The organism is Paraburkholderia sp. SIMBA_030 (genome assembly GCF_046535245.1).
In the GTDB taxonomy this organism is placed as follows: domain Bacteria; phylum Pseudomonadota; class Gammaproteobacteria; order Burkholderiales; family Burkholderiaceae; genus Paraburkholderia.
Window position 1 is genome coordinate 50,151 of sequence record NZ_JAWRXB010000024.1, and the last position, 18,971, is coordinate 69,121.

Sequence of the window (18,971 nt, forward strand, 5' to 3'; positions counted from 1 at the left end):
CCTCACTTACCCGACGTTGCATTGGCCAACTCACGCTGCTTCAGCAGATCGAGTTGCTCGGTGTTGAAGCGCGAATACTCCTGCTGCCACTGCGACGGCTGTTCGACCGGCATCACCTGAACCGCGGTGACCTTGTATTCCGGGCAGTTGGTGGCCCAGTCCGAGCTATCGGTGGTGATCACGTTCGCGCCCGATTCGGGGAAGTGGAACGTCGTGTACACGACACCGGGCTGTATCCGCTCGGTCACCTTCGCGCGCAACACGGTCTGGCCCGCACGCGATTCGATGCCGACCCAATCGTCGGTCTTGATGCCGCGCTCCTCGGCATCGTGCGGATGCAGTTCCAGACGGTCCTCTTCGTGCCAGCGCGAATTTTCGGTGCGGCGCGTCTGCGCGCCGACGTTGTATTGCGACAGGATGCGGCCGGTTGTCAGGATCAGCGGGAACTTGCGCGTAACCTTTTCCGGCGACGCGATGAACTTCGTGATCACGAACTTGCCCTTGCCGCGCACGAAGGTGCCGATGTGCATCGTCGGCGTGCCGTCGGGCACGTTCTCGTTGCATGGCCATTGAATGCTGCCGAGCTCGTCGAGTTTCTTGTACGAAACGCCGTGGAAGGTCGGCGTGAGGCGGGCGATTTCGTCCATGATCTGCGACGGATGCGCGTAATCCATTTCATAACCGAGCGCGCGTGCGAGCATCACCGTGACTTCCCAGTCCGCGTAGCCGGGCAGCGGCGGCATCACCTTGCGCACGCGCGAGATACGGCGCTCCGCGTTCGTGAAGGTGCCGTCCTTTTCGAGGAACGACGAACCCGGCAGTAGCACATGGGCGTATTTCGCGGTCTCGTTGAGGAAAATGTCCTGGACGACGATGCACTCCATCGACGACAGCGCCGCCGCCACATGATGCGTGTTCGGATCGGACTGTACGATGTCCTCGCCCTGGCAGTAGAGCCCCTTGAAACTGCCGTCCAGCGCGGCGTCGAACATATTCGGAATGCGCAGGCCCGGTTCCGGTTGCAGCGTGACGTTCCATGCTTCTTCGAAGAGCGCGCGCGCGATCGAATCGCTGATGTGACGATAGCCGGGCAGTTCGTGCGGGAACGAGCCCATGTCGCACGAACCCTGCACGTTGTTCTGGCCGCGCAGCGGATTCACGCCGACGCCTTCGCGGCCGATGTTGCCGGTCGCCATCGCGAGGTTGGCGATGCCCATCACCATCGTCGAGCCTTGCGCGTGCTCGGTGACGCCCAAGCCGTAGTAAATCGCGGCGTTGCGGCCGGTGGCGTAAATGCGGGCGGCAGCGCGCACTTCCTCGGCCGGCACGCCGGTGAGTTCCGCAGTGGCTTCCGGCGCATTTTCAGGCAGCGCGACGAATGCTCGCCATTGCTCGAAAGCAAGCGTTTCGCAGCGCTCGGCGATGAAGGCTTCATCGAGCAGGCCTTCGGTGACGATCACATGCGCGAGCGCGTTGATGATCGCGACGTTGGTGCCCGGGCGCAGTTGCAGGTGATGCGACGCCTTCACGTGCGGCGTATCGACGATATCGATGCGGCGCGGATCGACCACGATCAGCTTCGCGCCTTCGCGTATGCGGCGCTTCATCCGCGAGCCGAACACGGGGTGACCGTCGGTCGGATTCGCGCCGATCACCATGATCACGTCGGCTTTATCGACCGAGGCAAACGTCTGCGTGCCAGCCGATTCGCCGAGCGTCGTCTTCAGGCCGTAGCCGGTCGGCGAGTGGCACACGCGCGCGCAGGTGTCGACGTTGTTGTTGCCGAACGCGGCGCGCACGAGCTTCTGCACGAGATACGTTTCTTCGTTGGTGCAACGCGAAGATGTAATGCCGCCGATCGAATCGCGGCCGTGCTTCGCCTGGATGCGGCGGAACGCCGAGGCCGCGTAATCGAGTGCCTCTTCCCAGCTGACTTCGCGCCACGGATCGGTGATCTTCGCGCGGATCATCGGCTTGGTGATGCGGTCTTTGTGCGTTGCGTAACCCCATGCGAAGCGGCCCTTCACGCAGGCGTGGCCTTCGTTGGCCTGGCCGTTCTTGTGCGGCACCATCCGCACGACCTGGTTGCCCTTCATCTCCGCCTTGAACGAGCAGCCGACGCCGCAATACGCGCACGTCGTGACCACCGAATGCTCGGCCTGGCCGAACATGACGACGGACTTTTCCTGCAAGGTCGCGGTCGGGCACGCGGCGACGCACGCGCCGCACGACACGCACTCCGATTCCATGAACGGCTGGTTTTCGCTGGCCGCCACGCGCGATTCGAAGCCGCGCCCGGCGATGGTCAGCGCGAACGTGCCTTGCGTTTCTTCGCAGGCGCGCACGCAGCGATTGCAGACGATGCACTTCGACGGGTCGTACGTGAAGTACGGATTCGACTCGTCTTTCTTGTCCTTCAGGTGATTGGCGCCGTCGAAGCCGTAGCGCACTTCGCGCAAGCCGGTCACGCCCGCCATGTCCTGCAGTTCGCAATCGCCGTTGGCGGGGCAGGTCAGGCAATCGAGCGGGTGATCGGAGATGTACAGCTCCATCACGTTGCGCCGCAGCGATTGCAGGCGATCGGTTTGCGTGCGCACTTTCATGCCGGCTTCGACCGGCGTGGTGCACGAGGCCGGATAACCGCGCTTGCCTTCGATTTCGACCAGGCACAAGCGGCACGAACCGAACGGTTCGAGCGAGTCGGTCGCGCAAAGCTTCGGCACGTTCACGCCGGCTTCCGCGGCGGCGCGCATCACCGACGTGCCGGCCGGCACCGTCACCGCCTGGCCGTCGATTTCGAGCGTGACGTCGACGTCGGCATGACGCAGCGGCGTGCCGTAGTCGGTGTCGTCGAAGAACGAGCGGGTCGCGCGTTGCTGCGCTTGCGATTTGCACGCACAGTTGCCGGAACCGCAGCCACCCCCCAAGGGGGCTTCCTTCGGGGCGCCGGCAGGGGAGTTGAGCACGTCGGACATGTTGGGCTCCTGGGTCAGGCTGCAGCCGCTTTGGGCGCGTGATCGAGACCGAAGTCTTCGGGGAAATGGTCGAGCGCGGACAGCACCGGGTACGGCGTCATGCCGCCCATCGCGCACAGCGAGCCGGACACCATCGTGTCGCACAGATCGCGCAGCAGCTGCACTTGCCGCGTCGAGGTGTCGCCGTTGCGAATCCGTCCGATGACTTCGACGCCGCGCGTCGAGCCGATCCGGCACGGCGTGCATTTGCCGCACGATTCCAGCGCGCAGAAGTGCATCGCGTACTGCGCGAGTTCGGCGAGATTCGAGGTGTCGTCGTGCACGACGATGCCGCCGTGGCCGACCACCGCGCCGACGGCCGCATACGCCTCGTAGTCCAGCGGAATGTCCCACTGGCTTTCCGGCAGATAGGTGCCGAGCGGGCCGCCGACCTGCGCGGCGCGCGCCGGCCGCCCGCTTGCCGTGCCGCCGCCGTAGTCGTAGAGCAGTTCGCGCAGCGTCACGCCGAACGCGAGTTCGACGAGGCCGCCTTGCTTCACATTGCCGGCGAGCTGGAACGGCAGCGTGCCGCGCGAGCGGCCCATGCCGAAGTCTTTGTAGAACGCGGCGCCGCGCGCGAAGATGATCGGCACCGTCGCGAGCGTGATGACGTTGTTGATCACGGTCGGCTGGCCGAACAAGCCGACCAGGGCCGGCACCGGCGGCTTCGCGCGGACGATGCCGCGCTTGCCTTCGAGCGATTCGAGCAGCGCGGTTTCCTCGCCGCAGACATAGGCGCCCGCGCCTTTCGCGACGAACAGCTCGAAGCGATGCGCCGAGCCGAGCACGCTGTCGCCGAGCCAGCCGGCGGCGCGCGCTTTGGCGATCGCGGCTTCGAGCGTCGCGATCGAGTGCGGATACTCGCTGCGCACGTAGATATAGCCGACCGTCGCGCCGGTCACGACGCCCGCGATGATCATGCCTTCGATCAGTACATACGGATCGCTCTCCATCACGAGACGGTCGGAGAAGGTGCCGGAATCGCCTTCGTCCGCATTGCAGACGATGTATTTCTGAGCCGCTTGTGCGCCGCGCACCGTGCGCCATTTGATGCCGGCCGGGAACGCTGCGCCGCCGCGGCCGCGCAGGCCCGATTCGATCAATGCTTCGCAGGCGGCGTCGCCGTCGGTGTTCAAGGCTCGCTGCAAGCCTTCGAGGCCGCCGTGCGCGACGTAGTCGTCGACGGACAGCGGATCGGTGATGCCGATGCGCGCGAAGGTCAGACGCTGCTGCTTCTTCAGATACGGAATCTCATCGACGACGCCCACGCGGCGCGGATGCTCGCCGCCTTCGATGAAACCGGCGTCGAACAGCGCGGCGATGTCGGTCTCTTCCACATTCGCATAGCCGATGCGGCCTGCGGCCGTTGCGACTTCGACAAGCGGTTCGAGCCACGACAAACCGCGCGAACCGTTGCGGACCAATTCGATTTCAATACCGCGGCGCGCGGCCTCGGTTTCGATCGCCTGCGCCAGCGCGTCGGCGCCGAGCGCGAGCGCCGACGAATCACGGGGAACGTAAATATGCGTCATGCTGCTACCTCCACGCATTTGCTGGCGGCGGCGAAGAGCGCGTCAAACTTGTGCGGCGTGACTTTCGCGTGCAGCGTGCCGTTGAGCATCATTGCCGGCGAGAGCGCGCATTGGCCGAGGCAGTACACCGATTCCAGCGCCACCGTCGCGTCATGCCGATGTTCCGCATCGAAACGGCAGCCGGTGTGCGCCTCGATGTGTTGCGCGAGCGCTTCGGTGCCCATGCTGCGGCACGCCTCCGCGCGGCACAACTGCACCGTGACGGGCGCTGCGGGCTGCGTGCGGAAGTGGTGGTAGTAGGTGATGACGCCGTGGACTTCCGCGCGCGACAGATTCATGACGCGCGCGAGCGGCGCAATCGTGTCCGGCGGCACGTAGCCGAGTTCATCCTGAATCGCATGCAGTACCGCGAGCAGCGACCTGCCCGGCAGGGCATGACGTTGCACGAGTTGATCCGGCGCGATGGCGAGGGAATCGTCCAAGTGGGGGCTCCTCCAAAGTCATATATGCACTTGTGATTCATAATGAGCGCATCTATGCTTCATATATTCGATATGGGATAGCGGAACAATAGGCGTGTGAAACGCCTCGCGCAATAGGAAGGAGAAGATCATATATGATCAGGGTCGAGTGCCAGGCGCAACTGGTCGTGAGGGGACCGGACGGCCGTGAGGCAAGCCTGTCGGACGTGGTGCCGCTGCTTGCGCTGGTGGACGAGTCCGGCAGCATCGCGCAGGCGGCGACGCTCAAGGGTTTGTCCTACCGGCACGCGTGGGGTTTGCTGCGCAGCATCGAGGAGCGTTTGGGCGGTCCGCTGATCGCAAAGGAGCGTGGCCGCGGCTCGGTGCTGTCCGAACTCGGGCAAGCGGTGCTGCGTGCGCAGCGTCTGTGCGGCGAGCGGCTCGACGGCAATATGCAGGCGCTCGCCAGCGAGGTCGCGAGCGATCTGAACCGCTGGCTGGCGCCACCCGCCGACGATGTGAGGATTCACGCGTCGCACGGTTATGCCGTTGCTGCGCTGGTGACGGCGCTGGTCGCGAACGATCTGCCGGTCGACATCAAGTACCGCGATAGCGCGGACGCTGTCAGCGCACTGGCGCGCGGCGAATGCGATCTGGCCGGTTTCCATTTGCCGCTCGGCGAGTTTCGCGCGGCGTGCGCCGACACGTATCGACGCTGGCTCGATCCGCAACGCCACGTGCTCGTCCATCTGACGCGGCGCAAGCAGGGCCTGTTTCTCGGCAAGGGCAATCCCAGGCGAATCGGCGGTCTGAGCGATCTCGCGCGCGGCGATATCCGCTTCGTCAATCGTCAACCCGGTTCCGGTACGCGGATGCTGCTCGACCTCGCGCTCAGGCAAGTCGGCGTGGATCCGGATCGCGTCAACGGCTATGCGTCGACGGAACTGACGCATTCGGCGATCGCCGCGTTTGTGGCGAGCGGCATGGCGGACGTGGGCTTCGGCGTCGAGCCGGCGGCGCATCACTTCGGGCTCGACTTCATTCCGATCGTCGACGAAGACTATTACTTCGCCTGCGACCGCGCGCGGCTGGAGCGCGCGCCACTCGCGACGGTGATCGAACTGCTGCGCGGCGACGCGTTTCGCCACAGCGTCGAACAGCTCGAGGGCTACGATCCACACGACTGCGGCAAGCTGCTCGATCTCGATGCGGGGCTCGGCGAGACGACGGTGTAAGCGGCTGTAAACATCAAGGAGCCTTTGGCGCTGCGCAGGGCGGCCGTTTGGGATACTCTCTTGGCTTCCGCTTCCGCCTACCGCGCTGTGCCGCGCCGCTTCGATATGAAAGTTCTTCTTCACGCATGTGCTGCCGTGGCGACGGCCGGGGTGCTTCTCGCCACCGTTTCCGTTGCTTTCGCACAGAATGCGCCGGGTGTGCCGGGTGGCATCCTGCAAGACGAGTTCCGTCTTGCCGAACATCCGCAAATGCCGTTTGCTGCATCAGCGCCTTCGGATAAATATCAGTCCGGCAAAAAATCGGCCATGCGCAAGCGGGGCGATATGGGCGATCCGAACGGCTGCAATCTGCAGTGTCCTAAAGACCAGTGAGTGGACAAATAAGCGAGCGAACAAGCGTTTTCGTTTTTGCTTTCGTTCGCGCGACGCCGGCGTTCTGCCGGCGTCTTCGTTTGGCGCTTCTTGCGCGGCGGTTATCGGTTAGGGTTTCGCCGTATGCCACATGTCCTTGAAGCCGTCCCCCTTCATGTCTCCTGCCTGCTTGTCGGCTGCGTAGCGATATAGCGGATGGCCTTTGTACGCCCATTGCTGTTTGCCGTCGGCGGAAGGGATCAGCGTCCAGTCGCCTGACGGTTTGTCCGAAGGGCTCGCCACCGCTGCAGGCCAGTAGCTCATGCAGCCACCGGTGCAGGCGCTCGTGCCGGGCGTGGTGTCTTTGTCGAACGTGTAGAGTGTCATGCCGTCCGCGGTGACGAAACGGCCATCGACGACTTTCGGCGCCTCGGCAAAAGCGGCTTGTTGCAGTGCGAGCAGCGTGAGCGTGGAGAGGCAGAAGAGAGTCTTGCGCATGATGTCGGCTCCTGATTTTGGTGTTGGTCTCGCGCGGCACGCGGCGTGCGCGCGCGTGAGGAATAAACGATTGAAGCGTGCGTTTATTCCATTCGCGGCCTGTTCGCCGCGTTGATGCTTGCCAGCAAAAAGGCCCGCTCGATGAAGCATTGAGCGGGCCTTCTGTTTTATAGGCGGTTTTCGTGTGTCGCGTTTTGTGAACTACGCGCACGCCGTTCGCCGGATGCCGACGTCTGCGCGAACCTGCGAGCCGGACCTGGTGCACCAGGAAAACCTTGCCGGAGTTTGTATGCTGGATCACCAAAGTGAGGCAAATTTACTCAATAAATGGCGCCACGATGCTATGCTGAAGCGCAAAACCGGCAGGTACCGTTTTCAAAAAATACCTAATTAATAATCCGGAGCCAGGCATGCTGAGAAAGGTAGTCGATCGCGCAAAAAAATTCCGGCGCAGCGAGGGGTTTAAGCATTCCGTGGCCATGCCCAGCCGGATGTCACTCCATGCCAAACAGCGTTTGAACAAGGGCGTATTTGCAATCGAGATTCGGGAGAATTCAGGTTTTTTCTCCGCGATGCAGATGGTCCTGTTTATTCTGATGTATTGCGATGAAAAAAATCTGACTCCGCGCATTTCAGCCCGCGGGGGAATTTATGGTGACCCCGAAGGGAAATTGGACTGGTTTTCAGCCTTCTTCGAGACCGTGCAGACGCCGTCGGGCGCAATGCCGACGCAAAATGTGAGGACGTCGACGGTTCGCGATCTGGTTCAGTTGGGCTTTCGCCAACGGTATGAACACCGGCTTCAACTCAAGAGCGCGAGCGAACTCTTTCACGCACATTTTCGACCGGCCGCGCACATTTTCGCCGAGGTCAACTCGTTCTGTGAACGGCTCGAGATCGGCGCATCAACCCTCGGCGCGCATTTCAGAGGCACGGATAAGAACCTGGAAGCCATGCCGGTTTCATGGGAAAACTTTTGCCGGCTGGTGGAATCGACGCTCGCGGAAAATCCGCATTTAAGCAGCATCTTCGTATCGAGCGACGAACAGGCTTTTATCGACTTTTTCGTCGCGTGGCCATTCAGCAAGCCAATCAAGGTAGCGCCCGCAAAATTACTCGCAAACGGCAGCACGCCCATTCATTTCAGCGGCTACCCAGGACTTGAAATCGGCCGTGAGGCGCTGGTTTCCAGCCTGCTGCTTTCGAATTGCGGGTTTCTCGTGAAAACGCCGTCTTATTTGTCCGCATGGTCGAAAATATTCAATCCGTCGCTTCCGGTGAGGCTCGCGTCGCCCCCACGTCCGGATGCATTCTGGTTTCCCGACAGCCGGCTGTGGATCGAACAGGATGCGCAGAGCGGAGCCCTGTTTGAGGGCCGGTAGCTCGAACATCGGGGAGTCGAGCGCCCTATGGCGGTCGACGGTGATGCATGGGAATCACGGGCAGCAAAAAAACCCCGCGAAGCTTCGGCCTAGCGGGTTTTTTGTGAAGCATTGCTGCCACTTGCACGGTGTTCTGGTGGAGGCGGCGGGAATCGAACCCGCGTCCAGAAGCACTCTACGACTAGTTCTACATACTTAGTTCTGTCTTTTGATTTAACCACCACGACGCGGACGAACACGCTGCGTGACGGCGATTCACTAGATTTTCGACCCGGGCGTCGTGACGCCGCCAAGGCTTAACTGACGTATATGACCTCTGTCGGTATTGCTACCGGTCTTGCGACTCTAACCCGTCAGTGAGCTAGGCAGAGGACGGCGGCCCTTAGGCTGCCAGTGCGAACGTTTCGTCGTTTGCAGTTACGTTTTTCCCATTGATTAACGAGGTGACGGGTCCTCGGTATGCCCTAGCCGCTTCGCAACCCCTGTCGAAACCAGGTCGCCCCCGCGGTTCGTTGCCCAAATTTCTAGGCCAACGCACATTTTACAATAGTTTGACGGCTGAGTCTTTGCTGATTGCCAGGCCGATCGCGGGTTACGATGCTGCGGCGGCGGTGCATCAGGTAAGGGTCAGCCGATCTCGCGCAGCAGCTTCTGCAATTCGGCCGGCGACTGCACGACATGCTGTGCGTGCCACTGCGTCGGTGGAATATCGTTGCCGCAGTAGCCGTACGCAGCGGCCACCGTCTTCATGCCGGCCGCAAAGCCCGCCTGTACATCGCGCAAGTCGTCACCGACATAGATAATGCGTTCCGGCGCCAGATCCAGCTCGCGCGCCGCGTGCAGCAACGGCGCCGGATGCGGTTTCGAATGCGGTGTCGTATCGCCGCTCACCACGCAGCCTGCGCGCTCTTCGAGGCCGAGTTGCGCCACCAGCGGCTCAGTCAGCCGGGCCACCTTGTTTGTCACGATGCCCCAGCGCACGCCGCGTTCATCGAGCTCGTCGAGCAATTCGGAGATGCCGGGAAACAGGGTGGTCTCGATGCACAAGTCCGCTTCGTAATTGGCGAGAAACTCCTCGCGCATCGACGTGAACTCGTGATTGTCGGGGCCGATGCCGAAGGCGCCGCCGATCAGTCCGCGCGCGCCCGCGGATGCGAATGGCCGCAGATCTTCGAGCGGCACCATCTCAAGGCCGCGGTCGTGGCGCATTTTGTTGACGGCGGCGGCGAGATCGGGCGCCGTGTCGGCCAGCGTGCCGTCCAGGTCGAACAGCACAGCCACGAAAAGGCCGAGGTCGGCGTCGTCATCTTCGCGTTGGGGCAGGGGCGTGGGATCGCTCATTGATTGAGGAAAGAGGTCGGGGCGGATCAGACGTCGCGGCGGCAGGCAAGCATATAGTTCACGCTCGTGTCGGCGGACAGCGCGAAATGCTTGCTGAGCGGGTTGTACACGATACCTTTGATGTCGACTGTGCGCAGGTCGGCGGCGCGCACGAAGCTCGCCAATTCCGACGGACGGATGAAGCGCGCGTAGTCATGGGTGCCCTTAGGCAGCATCCGCGCGATGTATTCGGCGCCGATCACCGCGAACAGATACGACTTCACGTTGCGGTTCAGCGTGGAGAAAAACACCCAGCCACCGGGTTTCACCAATGTCTCGCAGGCGGCGACGATGGCGGCCGGTTTAGGCACGTGCTCGAGCATTTCCATGCAGGTCACGACGTCGTATGTGCCCGGTTCGCGGGCGGCGAGCGCCTCAGCGGCGATTTCCTCGTAACTAACGGTTACACCACTTTCAAGGCTGTGAAGATCTGCCACCCCTAGCGCCTGGCTCGACAGGTCGATTCCCTTCACATGCGCGCCCAGTCCCGCCATCGATTCCGACAGAATGCCGCCGCCGCAGCCGATATCCAGAACGCGTTTGCCGGCCAGATGCGCATGCGCGTCGATCCAGCTAAGGCGGATTGGATTGAGTTCATGCAGCGGCTTGAATTCGGCGTTGGGGTCCCACCAACGATGCGCGAGATCGCTAAATTTCTGCAGTTCGTGGGGATCGGCATTGGTCATGGGGAAACTGCCTCGATGAGAGCGGTGAGCGGGCGCTCGAGGATAAACCCTGAGTATATAGGCCGACGGACGGGGCGGCAAAATGCCGCGCCGCGCTGCGCGGCCAGCTGGAGCGTCCGATTCCATTGCATTGCGCTTTTCGTCGAGCGACGCAGGCACGAGCCGTGCAGCGCAAAGAACAACGGCATAAAAAAAGCCCCGCCGAAGCGGGGCTTTGATACTGCGGTAATTTGTAGCTTACTGCTTTGAAGTACCGACAACTTCGACTTCCACGCGACGATCCGGTGCGAGGCAGGCGACGAGTTGCTTGTGGTTCTTCTGGTTGCAGCCGGTCGTGACCGGGTTGCGCTTGCCCTTGCCTTCCGTGTAGATACGGTTGGCTTCGATCCCCTTGCTCACCAGGTACGACTTCACAGCTTGAGCGCGGCGCAGCGACAGACGGTCGTTGTACTTGTCCGAACCGATGCGGTCCGTGTAACCCGTTGCAACGATAACTTCCAGGTTCAAGCCTTGGACCTTCGATGCGAGGTCGTCCAGCTTTTCCTTGCCGGCCGGCTTCAGGATAGCCTTGTCGAAGTCGAACAGCGCGTCAGCTTGATACGTAATCTTTTGGCTCGTGATAGCCGGTGCAGGTGCGACCGGAGCCGGCGGCGTCGGAGCCTGGGCAACCAGGGCGCCATCGCACTTAGCGTTGGCCGTTGCCGGCGTCCAGAATGCATCGCGCCAGCAAAGCTCGTTCGTGCCGTTCATCCACACGTATTCGCCGGTGCCATTCACCCAGTTGTCGTTCGTAGCTTGTCGCGACGCCGGCACCGATTGCGCCATGGCGGATGCAGCCATAACTGCGGTAGCTGCAATGAACGCGAGCTTTGAAAGTTTATTCATATTTCTCCTCTCGAAATTGAGATTACCGCAGGTTTACTGCGAGCCTGTTGACGAAGACAAGTCATACATTGCTCGAAGTATAACATCGGTGTAGAACAAAAAACGTGCTGTGTAGACTTCGAGCAGTGTCTAACTCTTTGTGCGTTGGCATTTTGCCATATCGTTCCCTTCTAACGATAAAAAAATCTGCCCCCGATCAAATCGCCCTCCAATTGTGGTGCATGCGCAACAGAAGCGATCGGCGGAAGGCACCGTCAGTCATGGCTGAGCGGCGGATTGCCCCATGCACGAATCGAGCCTGCCCCGGCTCAATGGCAGGTCGCCCAGGAGCCGATCGCTTGAGCCTGCTAATAGGTATACGTACCCTCGTCGGGAGCGGATGCGCGGCATGTTAGAATCGCGTGATGCATTGCGCCTGCAATGCTTACGCGAAGGCGCGGTATTGCCGTCGTCTTCGCACGTAAAAGATACGGATAATGGATCAATTCGCCAAAGAGACTCTGCCAATCTCCCTAGAGGAGGAAATGCGCCGTTCGTATCTCGATTACGCGATGAGCGTGATTGTGGGGCGTGCGCTTCCCGATGTTCGCGATGGCCTGAAGCCGGTGCACCGGCGCGTGCTGTACGCGATGCACGAACTGAACAACGACTGGAACCGGGCTTACAAGAAGTCGGCGCGTATTGTCGGCGATGTCATCGGTAAATATCACCCGCACGGCGACACGGCTGTCTACGATACGATCGTCCGGATGGCGCAGGATTTCTCGCTGCGCTACATGCTGGTGGACGGTCAGGGCAACTTCGGCTCGGTCGACGGCGACAATGCCGCGGCCATGCGGTACACCGAAATCCGCATGGCGAAGATCGGCCACGAACTGCTGGCCGACATCGACAAGGAAACGGTCGACTTCACGCCGAACTACGACGGCAGCGAAAACGAGCCGGCCATTCTGCCGGCGCGCATTCCCAATCTGCTGATCAATGGCTCGTCCGGTATTGCGGTCGGCATGGCGACCAATATCCCCCCGCACAATCTCAACGAAGTCGTCGACGCGTGTCAGCATCTGCTGAAAAACCCGGAAGCCACGATCGACGAGCTGATCGAGATCGTCCCGGCGCCCGATTTCCCGACCGCCGGCATCATCTACGGCGTGGCCGGCGTGCGCGATGGTTATCGCACCGGCCGTGGCCGCGTGGTGATGCGCGCGCTCACGCACTTCGAGGAAATCGACCGCGGCCAGCGCATGGCGATCATCGTGGACGAGTTGCCGTATCAGGTGAACAAGCGCTCGCTGCTGGAGCGTATCGCCGAACTGGTCAACGAGAAGAAGCTCGAAGGCATCTCCGATATCCGCGACGAATCCGACAAGAGCGGCATGCGCGTCGTGATCGAACTCAAACGCGGTGAAGTGCCTGAGGTCATTCTCAACAATCTGTATAAGGCGACCCAGCTTCAGGACACCTTCGGCATGAACATGGTCGCGCTGGTCGACGGCCAGCCGAAGCTGCTCAACCTGAAGGAAATGCTGTCGTGCTTCCTGTCGCATCGCCGGGAAGTGTTGACGCGGCGCACTGTATACGAACTGCGCAAGGCGCGTGAACGCGGTCATGTGCTCGAAGGTCTGGCGGTTGCACTCGCCAACATCGACGATTTCATCGCGATCATCAAGGCGGCGCCCACCCCGCCGATCGCCAAGCAGGAATTGATGGCGCGTCCGTGGGATTCGTCGCTGGTGCGGGAGATGTTGGCGCGTGCGGAGACGGAAAACGCCTCGGCCGGCGGCCGCGAAGCGTATCGCCCTGACGGTTTGAATCCGGCGTTCGGCATGCAGGCCGACGGCCTCTACCGCTTGTCCGACACCCAGGCTCAGGAAATCTTGCAGATGCGTCTGCAACGCCTGACCGGTCTGGAGCAGGACAAGATCATCGGCGAGTATCGCGAAGTGATGGCGCAAATCGCCGACCTGCTGGACATTCTGGCCCGCCCGGAACGCATTACGGCGATCATCGTCGACGAACTGACGTCGATCAGGGCCGAATTCGGCGATGCGCGCCGTTCGAAGATCGAGCTGAACGCGACCGAACTGAATACAGAAGACCTGATCACGCCGCAAGAGATGGTTGTGACCATGTCGCACACCGGCTATGTGAAATCGCAACCGTTGTCCGAATATCGTGCGCAAAAGCGCGGCGGTCGCGGCAAGCAGGCGACTTCCATGAAGGAAGACGACTGGATCGACACGCTTTTCATCGCGAACACGCACGATCACATCTTGTGCTTCTCGAACCGCGGTCGCGTGTATTGGGTCAAGGTTTATGAAGTGCCGCAAGGTTCGCGGAACTCTCGCGGCCGTCCGATCGTCAATATGTTCCCGCTGCAGGACGGCGAGAAGATCACGGTCGTGTTGCCGGTCAAGGAATTCTCGGCTGACAAGTTTGTGTTCATGGCCACTGCGTTAGGAACGGTAAAGAAGACGCCGCTGGAGGCCTTCAGCCGGCCGTTGCGCAAGGGTATTATTGCGGTCGGTCTGGATGACGGCGATTACCTGATCGGCGCCGCCATCACCGACGGCCAGCATGACGTGATGTTGTTCTCGGATTCGGGCAAGGCGGTGCGCTTCGACGAAAACGACGTGCGTCCGATGGGCCGCGAGGCGCGCGGTGTACGTGGCATGCAGCTCGAAGACGGTCAGAACGTCATTGCGCTGCTGGTGGCTGGCGACGAGCAGCAGTCGGTGCTCACCGCAACCGAAAACGGCTTCGGCAAGCGCACGCCGATCACCGAGTACACGCGCCACGGGCGCGGTACGAAGGGGATGATCGCAATCCAGACATCGGAGCGTAACGGCAAGGTGGTCGCCGCCACACTGGTGGATCCAGAAGCGCAGATCATGCTGATCACCAATACGGGCGTGCTGATCCGCACGCGCGTGTCGGAAATTCGAGAAATGGGGCGTGCAACCCAAGGTGTTACACTCATCAGCCTTGACGAAGGGACCAAGCTTTCAGGTCTGCAACAGGTTGCTGAGGCGGAAGCAGATGTGGATGTCGAAGGTGACGCCGAAGGTCCCGCTGAAAGCGACAACGGCGGTGAAGACGGTGGTGCAGCCTGATCCGCGTCGGCGGCTCTCAGTCTCAGTTATTGGGTGAAAGCTGCGTAGGGAAAAATGGCGTATCGGGCCGATACGTATCCCGCGCGGCTGGTAGTTCAAGTTAATTTCTCTTAGGGAGTGATGATGCAAAAACGATTCAAACAACTGATGTTGCTGGCTGCACTCGTGCCGACCTTTGCTATGGCTCAAGCGCTTCAGGGCCAGGCTCCGGCGGCTCCGGCTGCTGCCGCGGCACCGGTTGACCCGGCCAAGCAGGCTGCCATCAAGGACCTGCTGGACGCAATCGACGCACAGAAGCTCGTCGGCGCCATCGGCAACAGCGCGCAAATGCAAGCCAAGCAACTGGTTCCGGCCATCCTGTCGGACGCCCTGAGCGAAAACAAGACAATGACGGACAAGCAGAAGCAGGCTTCCGTCCCGACGCTGCAAAAGAACGCAGTGCCGAAACTGGTTGACGGTGCGGGCCAGGTGTTCGCAACGGACAGTTTCCGTCAAGATGCCATGCAAGCTCAGTACGACGCATACGCGAAGTACTACAGCACGTCGGAAATCAAGGACCTGACCACGTTCTACAAGAGCCCGACCGGCCGCAAGTTCATCCAGGTGCAAGACCAGGTTGGCCGCGACGTCGTGAACGGCTTGATGCAAAAGTACATGCCGCAATCGATCAAGGCAACGCGTGACCAGGCTGACAAGGAAGTCGCGTCGGTCAAGCCGGCTAAGTAAGCTCAGGTCGAAAGGCTACGGCGACATCGCGCTAGCCGCCGGTCGGTACGCTCTACAGCGTCCGGGTTTGGCGGGTTGGCGGTGACAATGCGATAATGGTCGTTTGCGCACACGCGCAGACGGCCATTATTTTTTTGGGCGCGAAATCGTCGTCAAACTCGCGTGGTCAGATTCGCGATGCCAGCTTCACGATGTTGAGCTTCGCGGTTGCCAACTTCGCGGATTTTTACGCGATTTACGTTTTTCGCGCCTGTTTCCCGGGACCCCACGATGCGCGTCTTTAATTTCTCCGCCGGCCCTGCGGCCATGCCAGAAGAAGTGCTGCGTCAGGCAGCCGACGAGATGCTCGATTGGCAAGGCAGTGGCATGAGCGTGATGGAAATGAGCCATCGCGGCAAAGAGTTCATGTCGATCCACGAGGAGGCGCTAGTCGTTTTGCGCGAGTTGATCGAGGTGCCGGCCAGCCACCGTATCCTGTTCCTGCAAGGCGGCGGCTTGGGCGAAAACGCGATCGTGCCGATGAATCTGCTCGGCGCGAAACCGCGTGCGGACTTCGTCATAACGGGTTCGTGGTCACAGAAATCGTTCAAGGAAGCGCAGAAATACGGCACCATGCATGTGGCGGCGAGCGGCCAGACGGCGGATGGCTTCACGCGCGCTCCGGCGCGCGCCGAATGGCAACTGTCGGACGATCCGGCTTACGTGCATCTGTGCACTAACGAGACGATCCACGGCGTCGAGACTTTCGAGATCCCCGATATGGGCGATATTCCGCTGGTCGCGGACGTGTCGTCGCACATCCTGTCGCGCCCAATGGACATCGCCAAATACGGTGTGCTGTTCGGCGGCGCGCAGAAGAACATCGGCATGGCGGGCGTGACGGTCGTGATCGTGCGCGAAGACATGCTGGATCGGGCGCAGTCGATCTGCCCGTCGGCGTTCGAATGGAAGACCGTCGCCGAGAACAATTCGATGTACAACACGCCGCCCACCTACGCGATCTACATCGCCGGGCTGGTGTTCAAGTGGCTGAAGAAGCAGGGCGGCCTTGCCGCGATAGAAGCGCGTAACCTCGAAAAGTCGAAGCTGTTGTACGACGCGATCGATTCGAGCCGCTTCTATCTGAACAAGGTCGAGCGTGGCTCGCGCTCGCGGATGAACGTACCGTTTTTCCTCGCCGACGAGTCGCGTAACGAAGATTTCCTGGCCGGCGCGAAAGCGCGGGGAATGGTGCAGCTAAAGGGCCACAAGTCCGTCGGCGGCATGCGGGCGTCGATTTATAACGCCGTCCCGCTCGAAGGCGTCAAAGCGCTTGTCGAATACATGAAGGAATTCGAACAGCGCAGCGCCTGATCGTTTCAGACATTCAGGCGCGCGCATCCTTTCCAGTAGTTTCCCGGCAGGGCCGTTTTCACGCATGGACGACGAACTCAATACCCGACTCAAACCCCTTCGCGAGCGCATCGACGCGCTCGACGCGCAGCTGATCGCGCTGCTCAATCAGCGGGCGGCGGTCGCGCTCGAAGTGGGCGAGGTCAAGAAGCATTTCAACGCGCCCGTGTTCCGCCCCGAGCGCGAACAACAGGTGATCGCGCGCTTGCAGGACATGAGCGAAGGGCCGCTCGCGAGCGAGCATATCAGCGCGATCTGGCGCGAGATCATGGCCGCGAGCCGCGCGCTCGAAAAACCCATCAAGGCCGCGTATCTCGGCCCGGTCGGCACCTATAGCGAGCAGGCGATGCACGAGTACTTCGGTCAGTCGATCGAAGGCCTGCCATGTCCGTCGATCGACGAAGTGTTTCGCTCGGTCGAAGCGGGCGCCGCGGAATTCGGCGTCGTGCCGGTCGAGAATTCGACCGAAGGCGCGGTGTCGCGCACGCTCGATCTGCTGCTGCAAACGCAGCTTACGATCGGCGGCGAACTGGCGCTGCCGATTCACCACAACCTGTTGACGCTGAACGGCGGCCTCACCGGCGTGACGCGCGTGTGCGCGCATGCGCAGGCGCTCGCCCAATGCCAGCGCTGGCTTTCCATGAACGCGCCGCATCTCGAGCGCCAGGCGGTATCGAGCAACGCGGAAGCGGCACGTATGGCTGCGGACGATCCGACAGTAGCGGCCATCGCCGGCGATCGCGCCGCGACGCACTACGGCTTGCAGGTCGCATACGCGCTGATCCAGGACGACCCGCACAACCGCACGCGCTTCGTGATGATCGGCAAGGAGCGGACCGGCGTCAGCGGACACGACCAGACCTCGCTGATCGTTTCGGTGGCGAACGAGCCGGGCGCGGTATTCAAGCTGCTCGAGCCGCTCGCGCGCCACAGCGTATCGATGACGCGTTTCGAATCGCGTCCGGCGCGCGTCGGCACGTGGGAGTACTACTTCTACATCGACGTGGAAGGCCATCGCGACGATCCGGCGGTCGCCGCCGCGCTCGCCGAACTCGGCCAGAAGGCCGAGTTCCTGAAGATACTCGGCTCGTATCCGCGCGCCCGCTAATGCCTTGCGAATGGCATTCGAGCGCGCCGGCTGCGCATTCATTTACTAAATAGTCGTTCGGAGATTTCATGACAACGTCCTTCGGTCCTTCCTATGTGCGCGCGATTGCGCCTTACATCGCCGGCAAACCGATTTCGGAACTGGCACGCGAGTTCGGCCTCGACGAAGCGACCATCGTGAAGCTGGCATCGAATGAAAATCCGCTTGGCATGCCGGAGTCGGCGCAGCGCGCCATGGCGCAGGCCGCCAGCGAACTCGGCCGCTATCCGGACGCGAATGCGTTCGAACTGAAGGCGGCGTTGAGCGAGCGCTACGGTGTGCCGGCTGACTGGGTCACGCTTGGCAACGGCAGCAACGATATCCTCGAAATCGCCGCGCACGCGTTGGTGGAGAAGGGCCAGTCGATCGTGTACGCGCAGTATTCGTTCGCCGTGTACGCGCTGGCCACGCAAGGCGTGGGCGCACGCGCGATCGTCGTGCCGGCCGTCAAGTACGGCCACGACCTCGACGCGATGCTTGCCGCGATTACCGACGATACGCGTCTGATGTTCGTCGCGAACCCGAACAACCCGACCGGCACGTTCATCGAAGGCCCGACACTCGAAGCGTTTCTCGACAAGGTGCCGCGTAACGTAGTGGTCGTGCTGGATGAGGCTTACACCGAATATCTGCCGGAAGAAAAGCGCTACGACTCGATCGCGTGGGTGCGCCGTTATCCGAATCTGCTGGTGTCGCGTACGTTCTCGAAGGCGTTTGGCCTGGCCGGCTTGCGCGTCGGCTTCGCGATTGCCCAGCCCGGATTGACCGATCTGCTGAACCGTCTGCGTCAGCCGTTCAACGTGAACACGCTGGCGCAAGCCGCGGCGATCGCGGTGCTGAACGACAAGGCGTTTCTGGAAAAGAGCGCGGCGTTGAATGCGCAAGGCTACCGCCGCCTGACCGAAGCCTTCGACAAGCTCGGCCTCGAGTATGTGCCGTCGGACGGCAACTTCGTATTGGTGCGTGTCGGTAACGACGACGCGGCCGGCAATCGCGTCAACCTCGAATTGTTGAAGCAGGGCGTGATCGTCCGCCCGGTCGGCAATTACGGTTTGCCGCAATGGCTGCGCATCACGATCGGCCTGCCGGAAGAAAACGAAGCGTTCCTCGCGGCGCTTGAAAAGACGCTCTCCATCGCATAAGCGGTACCTTGACCCGCGCGCCTGGAC

At 61.6% G+C, this 18,971-nt stretch carries 15 protein-coding genes and 1 other RNA gene; 8 read left to right on the forward strand and 8 right to left on the reverse strand.

From position 1 onward, the window contains the following. Positions 1-2 precede the first annotated feature (2 nt). Genes fdhF through SB772_RS32640 form a run of 3 tightly spaced genes read right to left on the reverse strand, consistent with a single transcriptional unit; the run spans position 3 to position 5,028 of the window. Positions 3-2,975: a formate dehydrogenase subunit alpha gene (fdhF, locus tag SB772_RS32630; protein WP_410837267.1), complete on the reverse strand. Its 2,973-nt coding sequence runs from the start codon at positions 2,973-2,975 to the stop codon at positions 3-5. Between the two features lie 14 nt (positions 2,976-2,989). Next, positions 2,990-4,546 carry a formate dehydrogenase beta subunit gene (locus tag SB772_RS32635; RefSeq protein WP_410837268.1) on the reverse strand — a complete coding sequence of 519 codons (1,557 nt, stop codon included), beginning with the start codon at positions 4,544-4,546 and terminating at the stop codon, positions 2,990-2,992. Beyond that, positions 4,543-5,028 carry an NAD(P)H-dependent oxidoreductase subunit E gene (locus tag SB772_RS32640; RefSeq protein ID WP_410837269.1) on the reverse strand — a complete coding sequence of 162 codons (486 nt, stop codon included), beginning with the start codon at positions 5,026-5,028 and terminating at the stop codon, positions 4,543-4,545. Before SB772_RS32640 ends, SB772_RS32635 begins: the two co-directional genes overlap by 4 nt. A 134-nt stretch (positions 5,029-5,162) precedes the next feature. On the opposite strand from SB772_RS32640, the gene SB772_RS32645 reads away from it, so the two are divergent. Then, positions 5,163-6,242, forward strand: coding sequence for a substrate-binding domain-containing protein (locus tag SB772_RS32645; protein WP_410837270.1), 1,080 nt, complete (start codon positions 5,163-5,165; stop codon positions 6,240-6,242). A 105-nt stretch (positions 6,243-6,347) separates the two neighbouring features. Further along, positions 6,348-6,614: a hypothetical protein gene (locus SB772_RS32650; RefSeq protein WP_410837341.1), complete on the forward strand. Its 267-nt coding sequence runs from the start codon at positions 6,348-6,350 to the stop codon at positions 6,612-6,614. 108 nt (positions 6,615-6,722) lie between these two features. On the opposite strand, the gene SB772_RS32655 is transcribed toward SB772_RS32650, so the two are convergent. Next, the gene (locus tag SB772_RS32655) at positions 6,723-7,091 is read right to left on the reverse strand and encodes a hypothetical protein (protein ID WP_410837271.1); all 369 of its coding nucleotides are present in this window, start codon (positions 7,089-7,091) and stop codon (positions 6,723-6,725) included. Between the two features lie 410 nt (positions 7,092-7,501). Here SB772_RS32655 and SB772_RS32660 point away from each other — a divergent pair, with 410 nt between their 5' ends. After that, positions 7,502-8,473, forward strand: coding sequence for a hypothetical protein (locus tag SB772_RS32660; RefSeq protein ID WP_410837272.1), 972 nt, complete (start codon positions 7,502-7,504; stop codon positions 8,471-8,473). 134 nt (positions 8,474-8,607) lie between these two features. Here the strand turns inward: SB772_RS32660 and ssrA are convergent. The 4 genes from ssrA to ompA form a co-directional block, all read right to left on the reverse strand. Next, positions 8,608-8,977, reverse strand: a transfer-messenger RNA (tmRNA) gene (gene ssrA / locus SB772_RS32665). A gap of 123 nt (positions 8,978-9,100) precedes the next feature. Continuing rightward, positions 9,101-9,814 carry a phosphoglycolate phosphatase gene (gene gph / locus SB772_RS32670; RefSeq protein WP_410837273.1) on the reverse strand — a complete coding sequence of 238 codons (714 nt, stop codon included), beginning with the start codon at positions 9,812-9,814 and terminating at the stop codon, positions 9,101-9,103. 26 nt (positions 9,815-9,840) lie between these two features. Next, entirely contained in the window at positions 9,841-10,539 is a 699-nt protein-coding gene (gene ubiG, locus SB772_RS32675) for a bifunctional 2-polyprenyl-6-hydroxyphenol methylase/3-demethylubiquinol 3-O-methyltransferase UbiG (protein WP_410837274.1), read from the reverse strand. Positions 10,540-10,776: 237 nt separating this feature from the next. Further along, positions 10,777-11,424: an outer membrane protein OmpA gene (gene ompA, locus SB772_RS32680; RefSeq protein ID WP_410837275.1), complete on the reverse strand. Its 648-nt coding sequence runs from the start codon at positions 11,422-11,424 to the stop codon at positions 10,777-10,779. A gap of 476 nt (positions 11,425-11,900) precedes the next feature. Between ompA and gyrA the strand changes: the two genes are divergently transcribed. From gyrA to hisC, 5 genes are all read left to right on the forward strand, one after another. After that, complete coding sequence (gyrA, locus tag SB772_RS32685) at positions 11,901-14,537, forward strand: DNA gyrase subunit A (protein ID WP_410837276.1); 2,637 nt, start codon at positions 11,901-11,903, stop codon at positions 14,535-14,537. 123 nt (positions 14,538-14,660) lie between these two features. Next, positions 14,661-15,263 carry a DUF2059 domain-containing protein gene (locus tag SB772_RS32690; RefSeq protein WP_410837342.1) on the forward strand — a complete coding sequence of 201 codons (603 nt, stop codon included), beginning with the start codon at positions 14,661-14,663 and terminating at the stop codon, positions 15,261-15,263. Between the two features lie 270 nt (positions 15,264-15,533). Continuing rightward, a complete protein-coding gene (serC, locus tag SB772_RS32695; protein ID WP_410837277.1) occupies positions 15,534-16,616 on the forward strand; it encodes a 3-phosphoserine/phosphohydroxythreonine transaminase in 1,083 nt (360 codons plus the stop codon). Positions 16,617-16,680: 64 nt separating this feature from the next. Next, on the forward strand, positions 16,681-17,763 hold the full coding sequence (pheA, locus tag SB772_RS32700) for a prephenate dehydratase (protein ID WP_410837278.1): 1,083 nt from the start codon (positions 16,681-16,683) through the stop codon (positions 17,761-17,763). Positions 17,764-17,831: 68 nt separating this feature from the next. Continuing rightward, the gene (gene hisC / locus SB772_RS32705; protein ID WP_410837279.1) at positions 17,832-18,944 is read left to right on the forward strand and encodes a histidinol-phosphate transaminase; all 1,113 of its coding nucleotides are present in this window, start codon (positions 17,832-17,834) and stop codon (positions 18,942-18,944) included. Positions 18,945-18,971 lie beyond the last annotated feature (27 nt).

Coding starts and splice junctions, on each gene's coding strand:
- SB772_RS32645 (WP_410837270.1), top strand. CDS start 5,163: ATGATCAGGGTCGAGTGCCAGGCGCAACTGGTCGTGAGGGGACCGGAC.
- gyrA (WP_410837276.1), top strand. CDS start 11,901: ATGGATCAATTCGCCAAAGAGACTCTGCCAATCTCCCTAGAGGAGGAA.
- pheA (WP_410837278.1), top strand. CDS start 16,681: ATGGACGACGAACTCAATACCCGACTCAAACCCCTTCGCGAGCGCATC.
- SB772_RS32660 (WP_410837272.1), top strand. CDS start 7,502: ATGCTGAGAAAGGTAGTCGATCGCGCAAAAAAATTCCGGCGCAGCGAG.
- SB772_RS32655 (WP_410837271.1), bottom strand. CDS start 7,091: ATGCGCAAGACTCTCTTCTGCCTCTCCACGCTCACGCTGCTCGCACTG.
- gph (WP_410837273.1), bottom strand. CDS start 9,814: ATGAGCGATCCCACGCCCCTGCCCCAACGCGAAGATGACGACGCCGAC.
- hisC (WP_410837279.1), top strand. CDS start 17,832: ATGACAACGTCCTTCGGTCCTTCCTATGTGCGCGCGATTGCGCCTTAC.
- ompA (WP_410837275.1), bottom strand. CDS start 11,424: ATGAATAAACTTTCAAAGCTCGCGTTCATTGCAGCTACCGCAGTTATG.
- SB772_RS32650 (WP_410837341.1), top strand. CDS start 6,348: ATGAAAGTTCTTCTTCACGCATGTGCTGCCGTGGCGACGGCCGGGGTG.
- SB772_RS32635 (WP_410837268.1), bottom strand. CDS start 4,546: ATGACGCATATTTACGTTCCCCGTGATTCGTCGGCGCTCGCGCTCGGC.
- fdhF (WP_410837267.1), bottom strand. CDS start 2,975: ATGTCCGACGTGCTCAACTCCCCTGCCGGCGCCCCGAAGGAAGCCCCC.
- SB772_RS32690 (WP_410837342.1), top strand. CDS start 14,661: ATGCAAAAACGATTCAAACAACTGATGTTGCTGGCTGCACTCGTGCCG.
- ubiG (WP_410837274.1), bottom strand. CDS start 10,539: ATGACCAATGCCGATCCCCACGAACTGCAGAAATTTAGCGATCTCGCG.
- serC (WP_410837277.1), top strand. CDS start 15,534: ATGCGCGTCTTTAATTTCTCCGCCGGCCCTGCGGCCATGCCAGAAGAA.